This is a genomic window from Luteibacter sp. NPDC104163, from assembly GCF_055584245.1.
This window is the reverse complement of sequence record NZ_JBVJMK010000002.1, coordinates 105612-127922: the sequence shown is the minus strand read 5'-3', so window position 1 is coordinate 127922 and position 22311 is coordinate 105612. Positions and strand designations below refer to the sequence as shown.

The window sequence follows — 22311 nt, the reverse complement described above, 5'->3', positions numbered from 1 at the left end:
TCGGGGCGCCCCTCCGGGGCGCTTCCGGTGACGCGCTTAGCCGCCCTTCTCCAGTCGGGCGATCATCGGGGCGCGCGCAGCCATGATCAGCTGCGAAGCGCGCTCCTCGGTCATGCCTTCGATATCGATGAGTTCATCGACGGCCAGGTCGCCCAGGTCGTCCAGCGTGCGGATGCCGCGCTCGACGAGCGCGTAAGCCGTACCCTCATCCATACCTTCCAGATCCAGGAGTTCCTGGTCCGGGCCTTCCACGTTCTCTTCGACGGCCAGCGCCTGGGTGAGCAGTGCGTCGCGGGCGCGGGCACGGAGCTCTTCAACGATGTCTTCGTCGAAACCTTCGATGGCGAGCAGCTCGGCGCTCGGCACGTAGGCGATTTCTTCCACCGACGAGAAGCCTTCCTGCACGAGGATGCCGGCGATTTCCGCGTCGACCTCGAGCTTGTCCTGGAACAGCGCCAGCGCGGCCTGCTGTTCGGCTTCGCTCTTGGCGGTGACCTGGTCCTGGGTCATCACGTTGAGCTGCCAGCCGGTGAGCTTGCTGGCAAGGCGCACGTTCTGGCCACCGCGGCCGATAGCCTGGGACAGCTTGTCCTCGGCCACCGCGATGTCCATGGAGTGCTTTTCTTCATCCATGATGATGGACTGCACTTCCGCCGGTGCCATGGCGTTGATGACGTACTGGGCCTGGTTGTCGTGCCACAGGATGATGTCGACGCGCTCGCCATTGAGCTCGTTGGACACCGCCTGCACGCGCGAACCACGCATGCCGATGCACGCGCCGATGGGATCGGTGCGGGTATCGTGCGCGACCACGGCGATCTTGGCGCGATCGCCCGGATCACGGGCGCAGCCCTTGATCTCGACGAGGCCCTGGCCGACTTCCGGCACTTCGAGCTTGAACAGCTCCATCATGAATTCCGGTGCGCTGCGCGAGACGAACAGCTGCGGGCCACGGATTTCCGACTTCACTTCGTAGAGGTAGCCGCGGACGCGGTCGCCCACGCGGTGCGATTCGCGGGGAATCGTCTTGTCGCGCGGAATGAACGCCTCGGCGTTGCTGCCCAGGTCGAGGTAGACGTTGCCACGCTCGACGCGCTTGACGATGCCGGTGACCAGCTCGCCGACGCGATCGATGAAGGCATCGACGACCTGCTGGCGCTCGGCTTCGCGGACGCGCTGGACGATGACCTGCTTCGCGGCCTGCGCGGCGATGCGGCCGAACTCGGCGTTCTCGATCTGGCGCAGGATGTAGAGGCGGCCCTCGTCGGCGGTCTCGATCAGCTCACCACCGTCGGCGACTTCGTCTTCCACGTCCATCTGGCGGATCTGGAAGGACGGATCCTCCATCTCGCCATCGTCCGCGATGACTTCCCAGCGACGGTACGTCTTGTAATCGCCCGAGTCGGAATCGATCTCGACGTAGATGTCCGGATCCTCTTCGGGGTAGCGCTTCTTGGCGGCCGAGGCGAGCGCCGCTTCCATGGCTTCAAAAATGACATCGCGCGGCACGCCCTTCTCGTTGGCGACCGCGTCGACTACCAGCAAAAGTTCTTTGCTCATTGCCGCTACTCCCATGAGGATGCCCCGCGGCATCCCGTCGTTTCGTTATTTGGATTTCTTCTTTTCGCCCGGCTTGGGCTTCGGCTGCGGGGCATAGCCCAGCGCCACCCAATCCGGCACCACGCGGGCGCTCTCGACGTCCGCGTGTTCGAATTCGAACTTGCCCGCCTCACCTTCCAGCACAATGTGCTCGCCGTTTACTTCAACGACGTTGCCTTTCAGACGGCGGCGGCCCTCGATCGGAGCCTTCAGCAGCACCTTCACTTCCTGGCCCGTGACGCGCGCGAACTGCGCGGCGCTGAACAGGGGCCTGTCGATGCCGGGGGAGGAGACCTCCAGTACATAGTTGCCGGGGATCGGATCTTCAACGTCCAGCCACGCCGAGAACTCGCGGCTGGCCGATTCGCAGTCGTCCACGGTGACTTCCGGCGACTCGCGGCCCTCGCGAAGCTCTTCCGGCACATCCAGGAAGACGCGCAGGGTGCTCTGCCCGCCACCGGCAGGAAGGAATTCGATGCCCAGCACCTCGAGGCCGAGGTCGGCCACGATCTCCGAGAAGCGTTGTGTTAGTGCGTTGGTGTCCACGTTACCTACGGTTTTCTGGTCGCCAGAAACAAAAAAAGGGCTCGAACGGCCCATTCCTTTCGTCGCCGATGTATCCCGACACTTCCCTCCACAGCGCCTGCGAGAAGCCTGACGGCGCTCACGAGTGTCGCGGGACGCGCTCCCTGCGCCCAACAAAAAAGCCTCACGAGGAGGCTTTCTTGTAAAAAGAAAGGTCCTGAAGCGACGTTGGCCCGCGATACGCGATCGATGGTTAACGGCGCTTAAGATTCAGGAATTCTATCGCAAATCCCCCGCTACGCGCAAGTTCGCCAGGGTTGCGCTGACGGATGTAACCCCGCGCCATCCGGCGCGTTAATGCCCCTAGAATGGAACCATGGCCGATCGGGGGGATACGGACGGATGGATGGGGTGACCGGGCTGGATGTCCACACGCTAGGCATTATCGGCCTGGCGGTTGGCATCGCCATCGCGTTGAGCTTCTCGCTGATGAGCCTGGTGCTCCGCGGCATGGCGGCGCTGCACGTGTGGGCGGCCGCCTTCTGGCTGCTGACCTTCGCCGGCCTGGCCCAGGGTTACGATGAAAATGGCAGTTTCCTTTCCGCCATCATCGGCAGCGCCCTGATCGCGCTGGCCAACGCGGCGATGCTGGTCGGCATCGCCATGCACCTGGGCCACCGCCTGCCCTGGCGCTGGCCGGCCCTGGTCATCGGCGTGTTCCTGCTCATCCAGGTGGCTTTCATGGCCTGGCCGCCCAGCCAGCCGCTCGAGAGTGCCGTTTTCGGGCTGAAGAGCATCCTCTGGGACACCTGGATGATCGTGCTGCTGATGCGTGCCCCGCGCGAGATAAGGGCGGGCAGCCTCTTCACGGCGCTGGTGTTCACCATCGACATCCTCTTCTACCTCGCTCGAGGCCTGGTCTCAATCCATCCCGAGATTGAAACGCCGGAGCTGGCCTCGCTGCTGACGACCTCGAACTACCTGTTCGGCATCCTCTGTACCTTCCTGCTGAGCACGGGCTTCACCCTGATGCTCTCGCAGCGACTGGTCCATGACCTGCGGGTCGCTGCTGACGTCGACGGCCTCACCGGGCTGCTCAACCGCACCGCCCTGCTCAAGGCTGCGGCGCCCGTGTTCCAGGCCAACCGCGACCAGACGCACGCGGTGCTCCTGTTCGACCTCGACCATTTCAAGGCGATCAACGACCGGTGGGGCCACGCCGGTGGCGATGCGGTGCTGAAGCACTTCACCCGGACCCTGCGCGAAGGCGGGATCCCCCGCCGCGCCCTTCTCTCGCGCTATGGCGGCGAAGAATTCCTGCTGCTCGTGCCGTGCACCAGCGCGAACGTGGCCGTGGCCCTGGCAGAGTCCCTGCGCGCCCTGGTCGAGTCCTCGCCCGCCACCTACGGCGGCGAGCCGATCCTTTTCACCACGAGCGTGGGCGTAGCCACCGGTACGGGCACCCACATCCAGAGCCTGATCGATACCGCCGACACCGCCCTCTACCAGGCTAAGCGCACCGGCCGCGATCGTGTCGAGGCGATGGTTTCGGAGCCCGCCGTGAAGCAGGGGAATACAGCTTTTGCCACTGCTGGGGTGGCTGACTGATTTGCTCAGGCCGCGCGCGGCTGGATACGGGCCAATGCATCGCCGATGCGGCGCTCCGCGAGTTCCAGCTCATAATGCAGCTGCAGGTTCATCCAGCTATGCGGGTCAGTGCCAAAGTACCGGGCCAGACGCAGCGCAGTGTCAGCGGTGATCCCACGCTTGCCGGAAACCAACTCGTTAACGCGCGCGGCTGTCACCCCAATGGCCAGGGCAAGTGCGTTGGAGGAGAGGCCAAACGGCTTCATGTAATCCTCGCGGAGGACTTCCCCGGGATGCACGGGCGGAAGTGGATGGCTCATGGCAGACCCTTCAGTGATAGTCGACGATTTCGACGGCGTGGGCATGGCCGTCGTCCCAACGAAAGCAGATGCGGAACTGATCGTTGATTCGAATGCTGAACTGTCCCGCCCTGTCGCCTTTCAGCAATTCCAGCCGGTTCCCGGGCGGCGCAGCCAGGAACGAAAGGGTCGCCGCGGCGTGCAGTTGAGCCAGTTTTCGTCGAGCAATACGCCCGATGGAAGCCCAGCGGCGTGAGCAGCGACCCTGAAACAAGGCCCCGGTGTCTTTGTCCGCGAACGAAACAATCATGCCAGATCACTTATCGATTGTCGATAAGCGATCATGTCGTCTTCGATGAGAACGCGGTATCGGGCACGGCCGACCGTGCGCTACGGCGTCATCCCGCTTTGCGTAGGCGGTGGCCCACAAAGCCCTACCTGCGACCGCGGCTAGCGATCAACCGGACCTAGTTCACTCTGATGGACTGAGCGCCACCGCGTGGCTTCGCGCACCATGACGTGAACGGATTCGCAAGTGCACCTTGAACTGCTTCGCTCCAGGCGCCGCTCGAGTTCACTCACCACCACCTCGCGCTCAGCCGCCCGGCGCAGATTGCGAGCGACGGACAGGTGGGGCACAAAACGCTCGAAGGTGCGGCCCGTTGCCGGCCTGCCAGGGAATGCGTGCTCAAGAGCGTGCGCGAGTTCGACGATGGCGGCGTCAGGCGCCGGCGCGAGCCAGACGGTAGAAGGGAATGTACCGACACGATCAAGGGAGAACACCAGCGGACGATGCATCGCTGCGACAGCGTCGAGTGTCTCGAGATGCGCCTTCGTTACTTCTTCCGAATCGTAGAACGGGTAGAGAACGGTGAAGTGCGCACCAAGACCGAGCTTCGCCGCTGGATCCAACCGCGAACGCAGATCACCCACGAGCGATTCCGCATCAGGCACCAGCAACGCGAGGAGTGTCCGGCTCACACGGCCTCGATCACGACGTTACCAATCCAGTTCCGTGCGCGGCGACCGAGCCGGGCATCTTCTTCCTCGCCATCGAAGTCTACGGCGACCGGCGCGGAAAGGATGCTGCGGTCCTCGAACGCACGTGTGTTGACGACGGCATAAACGCTCCCGTCGATCTCGCTGGTGCACAGGACGACCACGCCACAGCGTGCGCAGACGTGGAAGTCGGCCGTGTTCGTGCCAAAGCGATACTTCGATACGAGGCGGCCATCCTCGACGCGCACGCGTATCGAGGCATGGGGATGCGCCGTCCATTCCGCGCCATGCTTCTGACAGAACGCACAGGCGCACGCACGTGGCGCTACCGCGACTCCGGCGGGCCAGCTCAGTTCGAACGCCAGGTTGCCGCAATGGCAGGAGCCGCTGATCTGCATGGTGCCCTCCCTTGTGCTTTACGCACCATGGTAGCGCCTCGACGCCTAGCGATCCTCGAGCCAGTGCCAGGGCGGCTCGTCGAGCATGCCCTGCCCTTCGATCTTTGTCTGGCATCGCACCAATTCATCAGCCCGCGATGTTGTTCCGGAACTGGCTGGGGGGGCCGGGATAATTCCTCGCCCAGGCGCGCCGGAGCTGGCGCGAAGATCCGAACCCGGCGCGCTCGGCCACCGCCTCTATATCCAGGCACGATTCGGCCAACAATTCACGGGCCAGGGCCAGGCGCATGCGGCCAACGTATTCACTCACGCTCATGCCGGCGTGTTCATTGAACAGGCGCGAGAGGTGCCGCGGACTGGTGGCAGCCACCCGGGCCAGCGCATCGACCGGCCACTCCCGGGCGGGATTGGCCGCTACCGCATCCTGTGCGCGGTGGATCGCCGCGTGCATGTGGTTGCGTCCTTCCAGCCATGGCGACAGTTGGGGATCCGCACCGGCACGGCGCAGGTAGACCACGAGATAGCGCGCGACGGCCACCGCGATAGCGGGCCCAACCGTCTGCGCAACCATGTGCAGCATGAGGTCGATGCCCGAGGTGATTCCCGCGCTGCTAAGACGCTCGCCATCTTCCACATAGAGGCGGTTCTCGCGCACTTTCGCGGCGGGCACCGCAGCAGCAAGCTCGGCCGTGTTCGCGTGGTGTGTCGTGCACTCGAAGCCATCAAGCAGGCCCGCCCGCCCGACCAGCATCGCGCCGGAGCAAATCGACATGACCCTGATCCCGGGTCGCACCACCGTAGCCAGCCAGTCCACGATGGCCTCCTCCGATTCGGCGTCGTCGTCCGGCGAGAGGCGGCGCTCATCCATCGGCTCATCAGCGGAGCCCGGAACCACCAGCATGGTTCCCGGTGCTATGCGCGCAGGCAGCGGCATCACGCCATCGATACCAAGGCCGATGGAACTCCCGACCTTTCGCCGCGGCCCCACGAAGCTCACGTCGAAACGCAGCTCCGACTGGACGAGGTTAGCCTTGCGCAGCACTTCGACCGGCCCGGCGAGGTCCAGCAAGAGCACCCGCGGGGGCACGACGACACAGATAGGGAGCACATTCATTGTTACGCAGCCCTGTCGAGCCCCTGTGCCAGGGCCTCCTCGACCGTAGCGATGCGCGCAAAACGATCCGCCAGGACCAGTTCGGTGCGGGCGCGAATCTCCGCGGCACTCCACACGCGCCCGGTGGCGTCAGTCATCGGGAACGTCAGGGTCGCCTCGCCCACGTAATCGACCTGGTAACCGAGGTCGGATGCATGACGCGCGGTGGTTTCGCAGCACTGCTCGGTTCGGATCCCTGAAATGATGACCCGCCGGACGCCATGCTCCGTCAGCCAAACGTCCAGGCCCGAGCCGACCAAGGCAGAATGACGGCGCTTGCGGAATGTTGCCGCGGGATCGATGCGTAGCGGCGCGAGCGTCGCGACGAAGCCAGAGCCCTCAGAAAACGGCCCGTCCTCCTCGACATGGAAAATCCGGACCACGGGAATGCCTCGTCCCCTCGCACCGTCAATCAGGGCCTGCTGGCGGACGACGTACTCCGAAACGCCCTCCTCTCGCCAATACGGCCGGTGGCGAAACGATTCCTGGACATCGATGACAAGAAGCGCGGTATCGGCGAGCATGGCGGTTCCATGGGTGGTGGCGATGACATGCAGTCTGCGCCGCCCGCCGGCCGGGCGACAGGCCCAAAGCGGTCCTGGTCCGGACATTTCACGCCATGTCGGCCGCGACGATCACGGCCCTGCCAGGGCCGCGCCGTCGCCCTGACGATGAGTGCCCGCCCCATGCGGGGCGGGCAACTCTTTACGCTCGCACTTAGTTGGTCCAGGTCGCCTTCAACGTCACGCCCGAGAATGCCGCGTAAGCGTTGAGCATTACGTAGTAGGTGCCTGCGGTCGGCGAGGTCGCCGTGCAGGATTCCGTGTTGCCGGTGACGTACGGACGGCAGTCATAGCTCGACGTGGTCGGCGCCGAGCCAAGTTTCACGTAGAGGTCCGCATCGCCCGAACCACCCGAGATCGCGATCTTCAGGTTGGTAGCACCTGCGGGCACCGCCACCGTGTAGTTGAGCTTGCCGTTCTTGGCCGCCGAAAGACCCGTCACGGCCACACCGTTCTGCAGCACGTTCCCGCCGCCACCGCCCGACGAGCTCACCGTTACCGATGACGTCTTGGTGTTGGTCGCACCGGCGTTATCGGTCACCGTTTCGCTCACGCTATACGTGCCCGCAGCCGCGTACGTATGGCTCGGGCTGGTCGTCGTCGACGTCGCGCCATCGCCGAAGTTCCACGAGTGGCCGGTCACGCTGCCATCGCTGTCGGACGAACTATCGGTGAAGGTCGCGGTGAGCCCGCTGGTGGTGAAGCTGAAGTTGGCGACCGGTGGCGCATTGGTGGTCCCGCCACCGCCGCTTACCCAATTCGCCTGGGCGTACGTGTTGAGCTTACCGATATCGAAGCTGCCGAAGCCGGTCGCTTCATCGAAACCCGAGGCAGCCGTGTAGCCGTGGTTCTGGTAGCCATTGTTGCCCGAGGTCACGTCGTGCAGCAGCGAGGCCTGGGTCGGGAACGCGGCGTAGAACTTCGAGGCCGGGAAGCCGATGGCGTTGTTCGCGGCGGACTCGATGCGAGCGAACGCGCCCACGAACAGCGGCGAGGCCAGCGACGTTCCGCCCACCTGCTCCGTCGAACCGTTGACGACGATGAGCGCACCTGACGAGGACGCCGCGTCGAACGCCACATCGGGGCCCACGCGCTTCGTGCTGCTGGAGACCGACGACTGCCACGACGGCGCAGCCTCGTACAGGCTGGTGCCACCACCGGTCGCCCACAGGCGCTGGTTGTTGTCGCCCTGGCTCGGGGCGATCGCGGAAAGCCCTTCGTTCCACACCGTTTCGCCCGACCACGATGTACCGCTGGTCGACAGCGTCGTGCCACCCACCTGGATGACATACGGCGAGCTGGCGGGCTCGCTGACGGAGTAATGGGTGAGGTCGATCTTCACCGTGCCAGCCGAGTTCGCCACGTAGCCCGGCGAGCCCGAGAGCGGATCCGTCGACCACTGGTAGACGCCGGCATCGCCGGAGGCGATCGAGAAGATCTGGCCCTGCGCCACTGCCTGCTGGAAGATCGCGTCATCAGCGGCCTGCGTACCGGACTGCTGCGCGGCGGTTTCATCTTCACCGAGCGACACATTGATCAGCTTCGCGATGTTGTCCGTGACGGCCTTGTTGTACGTAGCGGTAATGCCGGCATCGGTGATGCCGGAGGAGCTCGAGTTGCCGTTGGCCGACGTGTAGAAAATCAGCTGTTTCACGCCGCCGGCGATACCGACGATGTCCTGGCTGTCCAGCGACCATTCGCCGTTCGAATCCGGATCGTTGGCGAACGTGCCGCTACCCACCTTGGTGATCGTGCTGTTGACCGTACCGAGGCCGGCGCTCGCAGTGAAGCTGTTGAGGTCGGTGACGGTCTGCGTGATCGAACCCCAGGTGATGATGCCCACCGCGGTGTTCGAGGCTGCCGGCACGCCGCTGCCGCCGTAGATGGCAGCGAAGTCCTGCGGATGATGGGCTGCCACTGACGCGGCGGCCTGCGTGCTCGATGCCGGGCCGGGCACGGTCACGCGCTCCGGGTGATACACGTGGTGCAGCGTGTGCTTCACGCTCACGTTCTGCAGGCCGAGCACCGAACCGACCGACTCGCCCAGCGCGGCGGGCACCAGGGCAGGCGTGTCGTTCGCGAAGAACTCGCGGCCGCCGGATTCAAAGCGCTTGATCGATGTATGGAAGCCCGTGGTGGCGGCGTTGGCATTACCGTCGGCCGAGATCAGCAGGTTGTTCGGCGCGACCTCGATGTTGGTGAAGCCGGCCTGCTTAAGGTGCGCGACGACGGCCTGCACCTGCGCCTGGGTGGGGCCGTACTGGGCCTTGAACTGGTCAGGCGTAAGGAATTTGCCGTAACCCGCGCTGCCCGGCGTGGTGACATTGTGCAGGAACGTCTGCAGCTGGTCGGGGTTGCGTAGCTTCATGGCGATAACGACATGCAGCGGATGATCCGCAGCCATGGCGGTCACCGCCGTGCCTTCGATCGACGGCTGGCCGGTCATGTTGATCCGGTAACCCGCGGAGACTGGAGTAGCCGCCGTGGAGCTGGCCGCCAGGACCTGCGTGGTCGCGGCCGGCAACAGGGCCGCCTGCGTGTTCGTTGATACCCATGCGTCTTGTGCATGGCTCCCCAGTGAGGTCATCGCGAGGGTGATCGCGACCGTCAATGCTGTCTTCCTGGTGACGCGAAAAGCATCGATCTTCATTGCGTAGTGTTCCTTCGTTTGCCCGTAGGAATGCCGCGCACATTGCGTGGCGGCGTTGTCACTGCAGGGCGCTCCAGCGCAGGAATTTGCGATCCCCCGAGCCGGCACGCCGACTTCCCCCTGTCGATCGAGCAGGCACGGTTGAAACTTTCGCCAACCTTTCCCGAAAGTCGAACAGGTTGACGGTGGACGCGGTCTTGTGACGGCGTTCGTGCACGCCAGGTGAAATCGGCAACGCGTCTGCTAGGGCGGAGAAACGTTGGAGCTAACGCATGCGCAAGTTCTTGCGCGGAGAGCCGCGGCTACGAGACGTCCGCAAGCGGCAGGTAAATCTCCGTCACCGCTTCGTGCTCCGGTACATCAGGGAAAAACGTCACGCGCTTGAAGAACAGCGGCGCGTCGCGCGGGGTCTCACCGCTGGCACTAAGCCACTCCCCATAGAGGAAGCGCACGCTGTCACCCAGCTGCGCATCCGAACCGGTATGGCGAAGAACGGCACAACGCCCAGCCCCGATCGTCGCCGCCACGACGCCTTGCTCGTTCGGCGCGACCTCCGCGCAGGTGCAACAGAGGTCCATGCGGTACGCGTCCGGCGGGGTCTCATCCGGGTCGTCGTAGGCAATGTTCCAAGTGGACGAACGCGATGGCGGCAGGCGGTTCTCCTTACGCCACGCGATAAACCGGCGGATCGTTTCGCCGATCAGCTCCGGCGCACCCCGATGCGGCAGGCACGCCACGGCGGTTTCGGGGAAATCGATAATGCGCACATCGTCATGGTCGTGCGTTAGCGGCATGGCGAACCTCCTCACCTGGTCAAGATCCTGCCAGGCGCGCGCCCAGCGCGCCCAGTCCGGTTGTTCGCGAAACGCAGCAGGCGACGCGCCCAACCGTTGGCGAAACGCGCGTGAGAACCCCTCCGCACTTTCATACCCGGCCTGCAGTGCCATCTCGGTGACTGACACATCGGGGCGGAATGCCGCCTGCCATGCCGCCCGTTTGAATCGCGAGAGCTGCACATAGCGGTGCACGCCCATACCCGTGAGCGCCGCGAAGCGGCGGTGGAAATGGAACGGCGAATAGGCTGCCTTGCCGGCGAGAACGTCAAGCGACAGCACCTCATCGAGGTGGCTATCGATGTAACCAAGCAACTGGCGGAAGCGGTCGTCATTCATGGGCAAAGCGTAGCCGCTGCCGCGAAGCTACGCATGACCGATCTTGCGCATGTGCCGCAGCGATCCGGAAAAAGCTCAACCCGGACGGCGGCAGGTAGCAACCTCAACCCAGCGCACGTGCAGCCATCCTGGATGCAACAAGAGGACGCACTGACCACCCACAGCGACGTCACCATCCGGAAGCCGGTCGAGAGCAAATCGCGCCGACAAACCGAAAGTAAAGCTCGTTGAACTACCAAGTTCGACGGCAAGGCTTGCGGGGCTTGAACGCGAAGCGGCGCTCTCGGAAATGGAGAGTACGCTTGCTACCTCAGCCCGCGTCCCACGCGGAGAATCGAAATGCCTGTTCGCATACGAGATCATCTGCACGGACCAGTACGCGGTGCCGACGAAGAGGATGGCTGAAAACAGAGCGCTTCCAAATAAGTGTTTCGGCGCAAGCCCGCGCCAGGGCGGGATCCCCGCGATGATCCAGACGACCGCTGCTACCGACCATCCGGCGGTGGCGAAGCCCGGCGCAAGCGTCTGCCAGCCATACATCGCTCGCGTGAATACCACGCCCGGCAGCAAGCTGATCAGCACGAGGACGATGCCGTGGATAGCTTCAGCTGCACCGCAGGAAGTCAGCACCAGAAGACGGCGGATGAGCACGAGTGCGGTCGCGACAACGACATTAGCGATGGCCAGCGCCCAGGCGAACGTGTGTGCTGGAGCCAGCAGGACATAGACGGAAAGTAGCCCAGTGCCCCCGACGATGATCCGCTCGATGAGCTTGCTGCGGTGCCAGTTTGTGAGCCGCTCATCGGGCGACTCACCGTAGGCCCGGTTTCGCTGCGCCGCGGAGCGCTCGAGCACATCGGAGAAGGCCCTGACTTCATCAGGCGACATCGAATCGAACGGGCTATTTCGAACCTCGTTGCGCAACGCCTCGACCCAGGTACCGCGAAGACCACGGACAAGCGTCCCGGGCAGCACACGATCCGTCCCCCCGAGCGTGATCAGGCAGAGCGGGCCCTCGATGATCCCTTTCGTCGGAATGGCCGAATATACATCGCTCCTTTTGACCCGCCACATCTCGATGAAGAAACGGCGGAAGACCAGCGAGTCGTCTTCTACGACGGCAGCGGCCGTGAGCTGCCGCAGGGACAAGACGAGTGGCAAGCCGAAGGCCACCATGACGGCGACCGGGACGAGAACCATCACGGTTCCATCCCATTCAATGATGCGAAACACCGAGAACACCAGCAAGCCGAAAATCAGCGCACCCATGCCGTACCAGATCAACGCCGGGACATGCGGCCGCGATACCACCCTCGCACTGCTTTGCAGCGCCTCCCGCCGCCTATTCGCTTCCATACCCCACCCCTCGCAACATGCTGCGATTCTATCCCCCCTGGTTCCCAGGCACTAGATTCCGCGCTAGTACGGTCAGGAGCACGGCTGATGCGTGGCCATGGGCGTGGCCAAACGACTGAACCGAACATCCAAGCCCCCTCCCTGGCCTGAAGGCACTGTAAGTCGCACGCCTGATCCGCCTGTCAAGCGACTCAGCGCCGGGATGACGTATTCGTCGTCGGCATCGCCATCGGAGGCTGCGCGGGTTCGGGGCGGAACGACTCGGGCGGCATGCCCATCAGGTCCGAGCTGGGCGTGGCGCGCTCCACATGGATGGACCCCAGGGCCGCCATGGCGTCGAAGAAACGCCACGGCGTGCCATCGCCCACGGCGAGCGCGATGTGGGTGGAGTCGTAACGGCCCTGCGCCGAGTCGAAGCTGACCCAGCGCCCCTTGATCCACGCTTGCATCCACGCGTGGGGAATGAAAACGCGATTCGCGCCGGCGAATCGATCGACATAGACGAGCCCGGTAACGACGCGCGCGGGAATGCCCAGGGACCTCGCCATGGCCGTCAGGAGTACCGCATGTTCGGTGCAATCGCCCTTGAGCGTATGCAGGGTATCCAGGGCCGAGGCATAGCCAATATCCATGCCCTTGGTATCGATGCTATCGGTCAGGTAGGTGCGGAGCCGGCGCATACGAGCAAGATCCGAGGACGAATCACCGACGATCTTCCGGGCCGCGGCCTGGATCGCCGGGTCATCCGATTGCACCCATGGGTTCGATTCCAGATCGTCCTTCGTCGGGCCCGGCTCATCCCCGTGGGGCATGGGCTTGCCCACGTCCAGCTGGTACACCCCTTCGCTGATGTCGCTGACGCGCTGCTCGTCCGTGTCGATGAATGGCAAAGGATGATTGCCCTTCACGGAAATGCGGTAACGGATCGGCGCGACGCGCAGCGCCCCGGGGATCAACCGTGGTGAAGGCGACATGGCCGTGCGGAGGACATCCACATCGGCATCGGGTGCCGATGCGCAGGCTTCGTCACATGCCGCCATCTCGATGCGATAAGCGAACATCGGCGCGACCGACCGGCGAATGGCGCCGTCGTCATTCACCCAGATGTCGGTCCACTGTGAGCCGTTCGACCCCACCAGCTCCTCGCGCAGGTGGTGCAGCTGCTCCCTGCCCCCGGGCAGGTCGACGAGTTCATCGCCCACGACGGTCACGTCCAGGTTAGCGACCTGCTGGCGGTCGGCCTGGAACGTACGCATGGTGTACTTGGTACCCGGAGCGAACCCGTGCGCTTTCATCGCGATCCGCTGACCCTCCGACAGCGTTGCGCCATCGGGCCACGTCATCAGGCTGACCTTGGTCTGGCCGGCAAGTGTGGATGTCACCTGGAACACCTTGTCGCCGTGCGGCTCGCCCAGGACTTCGGTGGCCTCGGCACCCTGCCCTGATTTTGTGGAAAACGCGAGCGGATTTCCATCCAGCGACTCCACCAGCCGCGCATCGCTGTGCGTTATCAGCGGTGTCTTGAACCGCGCGACACGAAGATCCAGTGTCTGCGTCGTCACCACCTGGTCGCCCTGCACATCCCGCTCGACGTGCACCTTGCCGACCTTCTGGCCGTCGAGCATGACGCTCATCCATGTGTCGGTCGCCAGCGCGCAAGCAGGCGCAAGGCAGAGCCAACCCACCACAACAGCATGCGAAACGCGCATGGGAATCCTTTCTGCGTTGGATTCCTCATAAACGACATGCGGCGACAGCACGTCAAGGCCAAAAGGCCAACATGACAGCGAATTTAATCAGTAGCCGCCGGGTTGCCGTTCGACAAACCGGCGGGAAGGACGCCAGCCACTGACCGCCAGGCCGATGGCGCGACCGCTGCGGCAAGGCTGATGAGGAGGAACATGCCCCACAGCCGCTGCTTCCAGTCGAGCAGTTTCCGAACGTCGGTTTCGATCGTGCCTACCTTGGAGCGGAGCTCAGCGATTGAAACTTCGACGGACCCCATCCTTGTCTCGAGGGAGCCGATGCGCGCGTCGACAGCATCGAACTTCGCCTCCAGGCGCGCGATAGAGGATGCGATGCCCACGAGCATCTCGACGTCGACATGCGCGGGAACAAAGGGGGCATCGGATAGAACACTCATGGGCAGACCTCCGCAAAGGGACGCCCACTGTAAGCGCATGCCAAAAAAACCGATGTCAGCCCAGGGCGATAATCCGTGTAGTCCAGGCAAGAAAAAAGGCGCTGACCAAAGTCAGCGCCTTTTTATTGAAACTGGTAGCGGGGGTAGGATTCGAACCTACGACCTTCGGGTTATGAGCCCGACGAGCTGCCAGACTGCTCCACCCCGCATCAGAGAAAAAAAGTATAGCGACGTGGCCGGATTCTTGCAAGCCCTTTCTTACACATTCATGAAGAAAGGGCTGCAAAACATCCTTTAGCCGCCGAACGCCCTCTGGCACCACGCGAACAGCGGGGCCCAGGTGAAGCCCAGCACGAGCAGCGCGAGTGCGTTGATCGAGAGCATCCAGCGCGAAGCGACGTCCGAGGTAGCACGCACATCGGTACCTTCGTTCGGCGTATCGAAGTACATGACCTTCACCACGCGCAGGTAGTAGTACAGGCCGATGATGGCGAACACCGCGCCGGCGAGGGCCAGCCAGAGGTAACCCGCATCCATCGCGGCCTTCAGCACGAGCAGCTTGCCGAAGAAACCGAACAGCGGCGGCACGCCGGCCAGCGAGAACATCACCAGCAGCATCATGAAGGCGAACCACGGCGAACGCTGGTTCAGGCCCTTCAGGTCGTCGATCTCTTCGCACTCGAAGCCGGCGCGCGACAGCACGAGGATCATGCCGAAGGCAGCGGCGCTGGTGAGCGCGTAGCTGACCGCATAGAACATCGAGGCCGAATAGCCTTCCGGACCGGCGTTGACCAGGCCGACCAGCAGGTAACCCATGTGCGAGATGGTCGAATAGGCCAGCAGGCGCTTCAGGTTGGTCTGCACGATCGCGACCAGGTTACCGATGGCCAGCGAGAGCACGGCCAGCACGGCGACCATGAGCTGCCACTGCGCGGCAAGGCCCGAAGCGCCACCGGCGATGTCGCCCATGCCGGTCGACAGCAGGCGATACGCCATGCCGAACGCGGCGAGCTTCTGCGCGGAACCGATGAAGATGGTCACGGCGGTCGGCGAACCCTGGTACACGTCCGGGATCCACATATGGAACGGGGCGGCGCCGAGCTTGAAGCCGATGCCCACGATCATGAACACCAGGCCGAACAGCAGCAGCGTGTGCCACTCCGTACCGACGATGGCGGCATGGATGCCGTGCAGGTCCAGCGTGTGCGTAGCACCGTAGACCATCGACATGCCGTACAGCAGCATGCCCGAGGCCAGCGCGCCCAGCACGAAGTACTTGATCGCCGCTTCGGAGGACAGGCGCGAATCACGGTTCAGGGCGACCAGCGCATACGACGACAGCGTCAGCAGCTCGAGGCCCAGGTACACCGTGACCAGGCTGCCCGCGGCGACGAGGAACATGATGCCGATCGTGGCGAAGATCGACAGCGTGTAGAACTCGCCGAACGGAATGGCCCGCTCTTTCAGGTACGGCCGCGCGTAGATGAAGATCACCGCCATGAGCAGCAGCGAGAACAGCTTCAGCACTTCGGCCACGCCGTCGCGGACGAACATGCCGCCGAACGCCGTGGCGCTGCCGTCCGGCTGGCCGCTCACGACGAGGTAGGCGCCGATCAGCAGCACCAGCACGGAGAGCCAGTGCACCGCGCCCTTCTGGTCCGGCTTCAGGCAGGCATCCAGCAGGAGCAGGACGCAGGCCGCGACCGTGAGGTAAACCTCGGGGAGCAGGATAAGGATGTCATTGATACCAGGCATGGACTATTTCCCGCTCAGACTTTCGTAATGGCCAGCTGCTCGACGAGGCGAGACACCGACGCATCCATGAGGTGGACCAGCGGCTCCGGCCAGATACCGAAGAGCAGCACACCGGCGGCGAACGCGGAGAGCATGAAGATCTCGCGGCCGTTGACGTCGGTCAGTTCCTTCACGTGCGGGTTGGTGATGTCACCCCACAGCACGCGCTTGACCATCCACAGCGTGTAAGCCGCGCCGATGATCAGCGTGAAGGCGGCGAACAGCGCGATCCAGGGGTTGGCGCTGAAGGCGGCCAGGATGACCATGAACTCACCGACGAAACCGCTGGTGCCCGGCAGGCCGCTGTTGGCCATGGCGAACAGCACGTAGAACGGGGCGAAGATCGGCATCACGTTGATGACGCCGCCGTAGTCCTTGATCTGGCGCGAGTGCAGGCGGTCGTACAGGACGCCGATGCAGCTGAACATCGCACCCGAGATGAAGCCGTGCGAGATCATCTGCACCATCGCACCCTGCATGCCCAGGCGGGCGGCATCCGGGTTGTTGGCTTCACGCACCAGCATGAACGCGATGAAGATACCCAGGGTCACGAAACCCATGTGCGCGATGGACGAGTACGCCACAAGCTTCTTCATGTCGCCCTGGACCAGGGCCACGTAGCCGATGTAGCACACCGCGATCAGCGACAGCACGATGATCAGGCCGGCGAAATGCTCGGAAGCATCCGGCACGATCGGCAGCGAGAAGCGCAGGAAGCCGTAGCCACCGATCTTCAGCATGACCGCCGCCAGCACCACGGAACCGCCGGTCGGCGCTTCCACGTGGGCGTCCGGCAGCCAGGTGTGCACCGGCACCATCGGGACCTTGATGGCGAAGCCCAGCAGGAAGGCGAAGAACAGCCAGCTCTGCTCGGTCAGGGTGAGCGGCACCTTGGCCATGTCGGCCAGGGCAAAGCTGCCGCCGGTCTTGTGGTACAGGTAGATCAGGCCGATCAGCATGAAGATCGAGCCGAAGAACGTGTAGATGAAGAACTTCAGCGTGGCGTAGACGCGGCGCGGGCCACCCCAGATACCGATGATGACGAACATCGGGATCAGCATGGCTTCGAAGAACACGTAGAACAGCAACGCGTCCGTCGCGCAGAACACGCCGATCATGCAGCCCTCGAGGACGAGCATGGCAGCCATGTACTGGTGCGGCTTGTTCTGGATCACTTCCCACGCACCCACGATTACGAGGATCTGGGTGAACGAGGTAAGGATGATCAGCGCGACGGAGATGCCGTCGACCGCCAGCGAGTAGTTGATACCCAGCGACGGGATCCAGCTGAACGATTCGGACAGCTGCATCGTGCCGGTCGCGGCATCGTAGGCAGGCAGGAGGGCCAGGCTGGCGGCGAAGGTGGCAACCGCGACCAGCAGCGAGATCCAGCGGGCGAGGCCTGGGCGACCGGCGCCGGCCAACAGCACCGGGATGGCGCCGACGACCGGGAGCCAGATCAGCAGGCTGAGCAAGTGATTCGACATAGAGCTCGTTTCCCTTATTGCCCGATCAGCCAGTACCCGCCCAGGAGCAGGATGAGGCCGAGGATCATGGCGAACGCGTAATGGAAGAGGAATCCGGACTGCAGGCGGCGTGCGCCACCCGCGATGCGCTGCACGAGGCCGGCCGAGCCGTTGACGATGGCGCCGTCGATGAGGGCCTGGTCGCCCACCTTCGAAAGACCTTCGCCCAGCTTGACGCCGCCCTTCGCGAACACCGCGAAGTACAGTTCGTCGATCCAGTACTTATTGTTGAGCAGGTTGTAGACCGGCTTCAGCGCGTTCTTCGCCTTGTCAGCGACGGACGGGTTGAAGAGGTACACGTAGGTCGCGACGGCGAAGCCCGCGAAGGCGATCCAGAACGGAGCCTGCGTGAAGCCATGGAAGCCCGCGGCCACCGCGCCGTGGAACTCATGCGCGAGTTCGCCCAGCACGTTGTTTTCTTCGTTCACGTGGATGGCCTTGCCGAACCAGCCATCGAACAGCATCGGCTTGACGGTGAACAGGCCGACCAGGATCGAGGGGATCGCCAGCAGCACCAGCGGCACCGTCACCACCCACGGCGACTCATGCGGCGCATGCTCGAGCACGCCCGGCGTACCGTGGCCGTGGTCGTCATCGTGGTGCGCATCATCGTGGTGGTCGGCATGGGCATCGTGGCCGTGGTGGCCATGCGCCTTGTGCTCCACCGTAAAGCGCTCCTTGCCATGGAAGGTCATGTACAGGAGGCGGAAGCTGTAGAGCGAGGTCACGAACACGCCGGCGAGGACGCAGAAGTGTGCGTAGGAAGCGCCCCAGCGGTGCGATTCACCAACGGCCTCGATGATCGCGTCCTTCGAGTAGAAGCCCGAGAAGAACGGCGTACCGGCGAGGGCCAGCGAACCGATCCACATGGTGATCCAGGTGATCGGCATGTACTTGCGCAGGCCGCCCATGTAGCGCATGTCCTGCTCATGGTGCATGCCCATGATGACCGAACCGGCGCCCAGGAACAGCAGGGCCTTGAAGAACGCGTGGGTCATCAGGTGGAACACTGCGCCGCTGTAAGCGGAGACGCCGAGCGCCACGGTCATGTAGCCGAGCTGCGAGAGCGTGGAGTACGCGATGACGCGCTTGATATCGTTCTGGACGATACCGATCAGGCCGGTGAACAGCGCCGTGGTCGAACCGATGACGAGGATGAACGAGAGCGCGCCCTCGGACAGCTCGAACAGCGGCGACATGCGGGCGACCATGAAGATGCCCGCGGTCACCATCGTGGCCGCGTGGATCAGCGCCGAGATGGGGGTCGGGCCTTCCATCGAATCCGGCAGCCACACGTGCAGCGGCACCTGGGCCGACTTACCCATGGCACCGATGAACAGCAGGATGCCGATCACGGTAGCCGCATCCCACGCATGGTTCTGGGTGATCTGCAGGGTCTTGCCGACCAGTTCCGGCGCATGGTCGAAGGCGGTCTGGTAATCCAGGGTGCCCAGGAAGAACAGGATCGCCGAGATACCGAGCAGGAAGCCGAAGTCACCCACGCGGTTGACCAGGAAGGCCTTGAGGTTCGCGAAGATCGCGGTCGGGCGCTTGTACCAGAAGCCGATCAGCAGGTACGACACCAGGCCCACCGCTTCCCAGCCGAAGAACAGCTGCATGAAGTTGTTGCTCATGACGAGCATCAACATCGAGAAGGTGAACAGGGAGATGTAGCTGAAGAAGCGCTGGTAGCCCGGGTCTTCCGCCATGTAGCCGATGGTGTACAGGTGCACCAGCAGCGACACGAAGGTGACCACCACCATCATCATGGCGGTGAGGCGATCGACCATGAAGCCGACGGAGGCATGGAAGCGGCCAATTTCGAACCAGGTGTAGACATCCTGGTTGAAGTTATCCGCCCCACCCCACACCAGCTGGTAGAGCACGTAGAACGACAGGCCGCAGGCGATGGCGACGCCGAGGATGGTGGCGCAGTGCGCCCCCGCCCGGCCGATCACCTTGCCGAAGAGGCCCGCCAGGATCGCACCGGCCAGCGGGGCCAGGGCGATCGTAAGCAGGATTGAAAGCGAGAGACTCATCGGATCAACCCTTCATGCTGTCGATTTCGGCGACATTGATCGTGCTGCGGTTACGGAACAGCAGGACCAGGATCGCCAGGCCAATGGCGGATTCCGCCGCGGCCACGGTGAGGATGAAGAACACGAACACCTGGCCCTGCACATCGCCAAAGAAGCGCGAGAAGGCCACGAAGTTGGTATTCACCGCGAGGAGCATGAGCTCGATCGCCATGAGCAGCACGATCACGTTCTTGCGGTTGATGAACAGGCCAGCCACCGCGATGCAGAACAGGATCGCGCCGAGCACGATGTAATGGGAAAGCGTGATCACTTGCTGTTCTCCTGCGTCGGTTCGGCAGCCGGCGGTGCCGGCGGCGGTACCACCGAAGCCACCTGGCTCGGGGCCATCTTCACGACACGCACGCGGTCGGTCGCCTGCACGGCCACCTGCTGGGCGGCCGACTGGTGGCGCACGCCAAGGCGCTGGCGCAGGGTCAGGGCCACGGCGGCGACCACGCCGACGGTGAGGATCAGCGCGGCGATCTCGAACGGCAGCAGGAAGTCGGTGTACAGGGCCTGGCCCAGCCACGCGACGTTCGAGTTGCCGGCCGGGTTCGGGCCAAGCGTGTGGGCGTGCATGGCCTTGACGCCGATCATGGCCAGCATTTCGACCAGCATGACCAGGGCGACGATGATGCCCACCGGCAGGTAGCGGATGAAGCCCTCGCGGACGACCTCCTGCTTGATGTCCAGCATCATGACCACGAACAGGAACAGCACCATCACCGCGCCGACGTAAACGACGACCAGTGCGATGGCGAGGAACTCCGCTTCGGCCAGCAGCCAGACGCAGGCCATGCTGAAGAAGGTAAGCACCAGCGACAGCACGGCATGGACCGAGTTGCGCACGGTGATGACCATCAGGCCGGCGATGACGGCTACGCCACCGAAGAGGTAAAAACAGATGAGTTGAAGCAGATCGGTATTCATCGTATTCCCGGGCCCCTTAGCGGTAAGCCGCGTCCTGGGCGCGGGCGGCAGCGATGTCCTGCTCGAAGCGGTCACCGATGGCCAGCAGCTGGGCCTTGGTCACCACGTTCTCGCCGCGATGTTCCATGTGGTACTCGTGCACGTGCGTCTCGACGATGGAATCGACCGGGCAGCTCTCTTCGCAGAAACCGCAGAAGATGCACTTGAACAGGTCGATGTCGTAGCGCGTGGTGCGGCGCTGGCCATCTTCCGGGCGCGGGGCCGAGTCGATGGTGATCGCGAGCGCCGGGCACACCGCCTCGCACAGCTTGCAGGCGATGCAACGCTCTTCACCGTTGGCGTAACGGCGCAGGGCGTGCAGGCCGCGGAAGCGGTTCGACTTGGGGATGTGCTCGAACGGATAGCGCATCGTGTACTTCGGGCTGAACATGTAGCGCATGGTCAGGCCCATGCCCTTGAACAGCTCGAGCAGCAGGAGGCTCTTGAAATAATGGGTTACGCGGGACATGGCTCTTTAGGCTCCCGTGCCGATGTGGACCCAGCCGAAATACTTCATGCAGCCGGCGACGAGGACCCAGACGATGGTGATGGGAATGAAGACCTTCCAGCCGAGGCGCATGATCTGGTCATAGCGGTAGCGCGGGAAGCTGGCGCGGAACCACAGGAACAGGAAGGCGAAGAGGAAGACCTTGGCGAACAGCCAGAGGATGCTGGCGTGGCCCAGGATGCCGAAGCTCTCCGGGAACGGCGACAGCCAGCCACCCATGAACAGGATCGAGGTCAGGAACGAGACCAGGATCATGTTGGCGTATTCGGCCAGGAAGAACAGCGCGAACGGCGAACCGGAGTATTCCACGTGGAAACCGGCGACGATTTCCGATTCGCCTTCCGCCACGTCGAACGGTGCGCGGTTGGTTTCCGCCACGCCCGAGACGAAGTAGATGACGAACACCGGCAGCAGCGGAATCCAGTACCAGCTGAGCAGGCCGCCGTGCTGTGCATCGACGATCGCGGTGAGGTTCAGGCTACCGGTCAGCACCAGTACGCAGACGATGGACATGCCCATCGACAGTTCGTACGAGATCACCTGCGCCGCGGCGCGCATGGCGCCGAGCATCGCGTAGCGCGAGTTGGAAGCCCAACCGGCGAGGATGATGCCGTAGACGCCCATCGAGGTCATCGCCAGCAGGTAGAGCACGCCCGCGTTGACGTTGGCGAGCACCACGCCCGGGGCGAACGGCACCACGGCCCACGCCGCCAGTGCCGGTACCAGGGCCAGCATCGGCGCCAGGAAGTACAGGAACCGGTTCGCGTTGGTCGGCAGCACCACTTCCTTGATGAGCAGCTTGACGACGTCGGCGAAGGCCTGCAGGAGGCCGGCGGGGCCGACCTTGTTGGGCCCCATGCGGACGTGCATCCAGCCGAGCACCTTGCGCTCCCACCACACGTAAAGCGCGACGGTGATCACGAGCGGCAGCACGACAGCCAGGATGAACAGCACCGGCAGCAAGAGGTGGTCGAAGAGTTGATCGGCCATGG

General features: G+C 63.8%; 21 protein-coding genes and 1 tRNA gene. 1 reads left to right on the top strand and 21 read right to left on the bottom strand.

All coding sequences use genetic code 11. From position 1 onward, the window contains the following. Positions 1-36 precede the first annotated feature (36 nt). Positions 37-1560, bottom strand: a complete 1524-nt coding sequence (gene nusA / locus ACZ6YI_RS03760; protein ID WP_440329355.1) for a transcription termination factor NusA — start codon at positions 1558-1560, stop codon at positions 37-39. 45 nt (positions 1561-1605) lie between these two features. After that, on the bottom strand, positions 1606-2145 hold the full coding sequence (locus ACZ6YI_RS03755) for a ribosome maturation factor RimP (RefSeq protein WP_465777482.1): 540 nt from the start codon (positions 2143-2145) through the stop codon (positions 1606-1608). A gap of 381 nt (positions 2146-2526) precedes the next feature. On the opposite strand from ACZ6YI_RS03755, the gene ACZ6YI_RS03750 reads away from it, so the two are divergent. Beyond that, positions 2527-3732 (top strand): GGDEF domain-containing protein, encoded by a 1206-nt coding sequence (locus ACZ6YI_RS03750; RefSeq protein ID WP_465777481.1) that lies wholly within the window; start codon positions 2527-2529, stop codon positions 3730-3732. Positions 3733-3737: 5 nt separating this feature from the next. Here ACZ6YI_RS03750 and ACZ6YI_RS03745 read toward each other — a convergent pair whose 3' ends face one another. From ACZ6YI_RS03745 to nuoH, 19 genes are all read right to left on the bottom strand, one after another. Continuing rightward, positions 3738-4031, bottom strand: coding sequence for a HigA family addiction module antitoxin (locus tag ACZ6YI_RS03745; RefSeq protein WP_440329360.1), 294 nt, complete (start codon positions 4029-4031; stop codon positions 3738-3740). 10 nt (positions 4032-4041) lie between these two features. Continuing rightward, positions 4042-4320, bottom strand: coding sequence for a type II toxin-antitoxin system RelE/ParE family toxin (locus ACZ6YI_RS03740; RefSeq protein ID WP_465777480.1), 279 nt, complete (start codon positions 4318-4320; stop codon positions 4042-4044). Positions 4321-4460: 140 nt separating this feature from the next. Beyond that, entirely contained in the window at positions 4461-4991 is a 531-nt protein-coding gene (locus tag ACZ6YI_RS03735; protein ID WP_465777479.1) for a 2'-5' RNA ligase family protein, read from the bottom strand. Further along, positions 4988-5407: a GFA family protein gene (locus tag ACZ6YI_RS03730; RefSeq protein WP_465777478.1), complete on the bottom strand. Its 420-nt coding sequence runs from the start codon at positions 5405-5407 to the stop codon at positions 4988-4990. Before ACZ6YI_RS03730 ends, ACZ6YI_RS03735 begins: the two co-directional genes overlap by 4 nt. Positions 5408-5534: 127 nt before the next feature. Continuing rightward, the gene (locus ACZ6YI_RS03725; protein WP_465777477.1) at positions 5535-6521 is read right to left on the bottom strand and encodes a GlxA family transcriptional regulator; all 987 of its coding nucleotides are present in this window, start codon (positions 6519-6521) and stop codon (positions 5535-5537) included. 2 nt (positions 6522-6523) lie between these two features. Continuing rightward, entirely contained in the window at positions 6524-7084 is a 561-nt protein-coding gene (locus tag ACZ6YI_RS03720) for an isochorismatase family protein (RefSeq protein ID WP_465777476.1), read from the bottom strand. A 193-nt stretch (positions 7085-7277) separates the two neighbouring features. Further along, positions 7278-9773, bottom strand: a complete 2496-nt coding sequence (locus ACZ6YI_RS03715) for a protease pro-enzyme activation domain-containing protein (protein ID WP_465777475.1) — start codon at positions 9771-9773, stop codon at positions 7278-7280. A gap of 302 nt (positions 9774-10075) precedes the next feature. After that, a complete protein-coding gene (locus ACZ6YI_RS03710) occupies positions 10076-10945 on the bottom strand; it encodes an AraC family transcriptional regulator (protein WP_465777474.1) in 870 nt (289 codons plus the stop codon). Positions 10946-11020: 75 nt separating this feature from the next. Beyond that, the gene (locus ACZ6YI_RS03705; RefSeq protein ID WP_465777473.1) at positions 11021-12301 is read right to left on the bottom strand and encodes a hypothetical protein; all 1281 of its coding nucleotides are present in this window, start codon (positions 12299-12301) and stop codon (positions 11021-11023) included. 191 nt (positions 12302-12492) lie between these two features. Further along, positions 12493-14010, bottom strand: a complete 1518-nt coding sequence (locus ACZ6YI_RS03700) for a transglutaminase-like domain-containing protein (RefSeq protein WP_465777472.1) — start codon at positions 14008-14010, stop codon at positions 12493-12495. An 83-nt stretch (positions 14011-14093) separates the two neighbouring features. Next, positions 14094-14444 carry a hypothetical protein gene (locus ACZ6YI_RS03695; RefSeq protein ID WP_465777471.1) on the bottom strand — a complete coding sequence of 117 codons (351 nt, stop codon included), beginning with the start codon at positions 14442-14444 and terminating at the stop codon, positions 14094-14096. 132 nt (positions 14445-14576) lie between these two features. After that, positions 14577-14653 (bottom strand) — tRNA-Met (locus ACZ6YI_RS03690). 85 nt (positions 14654-14738) lie between these two features. Further along, entirely contained in the window at positions 14739-16199 is a 1461-nt protein-coding gene (gene nuoN, locus ACZ6YI_RS03685) for an NADH-quinone oxidoreductase subunit NuoN (protein WP_440326697.1), read from the bottom strand. Positions 16200-16213: 14 nt separating this feature from the next. After that, on the bottom strand, positions 16214-17725 hold the full coding sequence (locus ACZ6YI_RS03680; RefSeq protein ID WP_440326698.1) for an NADH-quinone oxidoreductase subunit M: 1512 nt from the start codon (positions 17723-17725) through the stop codon (positions 16214-16216). A gap of 14 nt (positions 17726-17739) precedes the next feature. After that, positions 17740-19803, bottom strand: coding sequence for an NADH-quinone oxidoreductase subunit L (gene nuoL / locus ACZ6YI_RS03675; RefSeq protein ID WP_465777470.1), 2064 nt, complete (start codon positions 19801-19803; stop codon positions 17740-17742). 4 nt (positions 19804-19807) lie between these two features. Further along, positions 19808-20113 (bottom strand): NADH-quinone oxidoreductase subunit NuoK, encoded by a 306-nt coding sequence (gene nuoK / locus ACZ6YI_RS03670; protein ID WP_247327437.1) that lies wholly within the window; start codon positions 20111-20113, stop codon positions 19808-19810. Continuing rightward, complete coding sequence (locus tag ACZ6YI_RS03665; RefSeq protein WP_465777469.1) at positions 20110-20772, bottom strand: NADH-quinone oxidoreductase subunit J; 663 nt, start codon at positions 20770-20772, stop codon at positions 20110-20112. Before ACZ6YI_RS03665 ends, nuoK begins: the two co-directional genes overlap by 4 nt. Before the next feature lie 16 nt (positions 20773-20788). Then, complete coding sequence (gene nuoI / locus ACZ6YI_RS03660) at positions 20789-21280, bottom strand: NADH-quinone oxidoreductase subunit NuoI (RefSeq protein ID WP_139983578.1); 492 nt, start codon at positions 21278-21280, stop codon at positions 20789-20791. 6 nt (positions 21281-21286) lie between these two features. Beyond that, the gene (gene nuoH, locus ACZ6YI_RS03655; protein WP_465777468.1) at positions 21287-22309 is read right to left on the bottom strand and encodes an NADH-quinone oxidoreductase subunit NuoH; all 1023 of its coding nucleotides are present in this window, start codon (positions 22307-22309) and stop codon (positions 21287-21289) included. Positions 22310-22311: the final 2 nt, after the last annotated feature.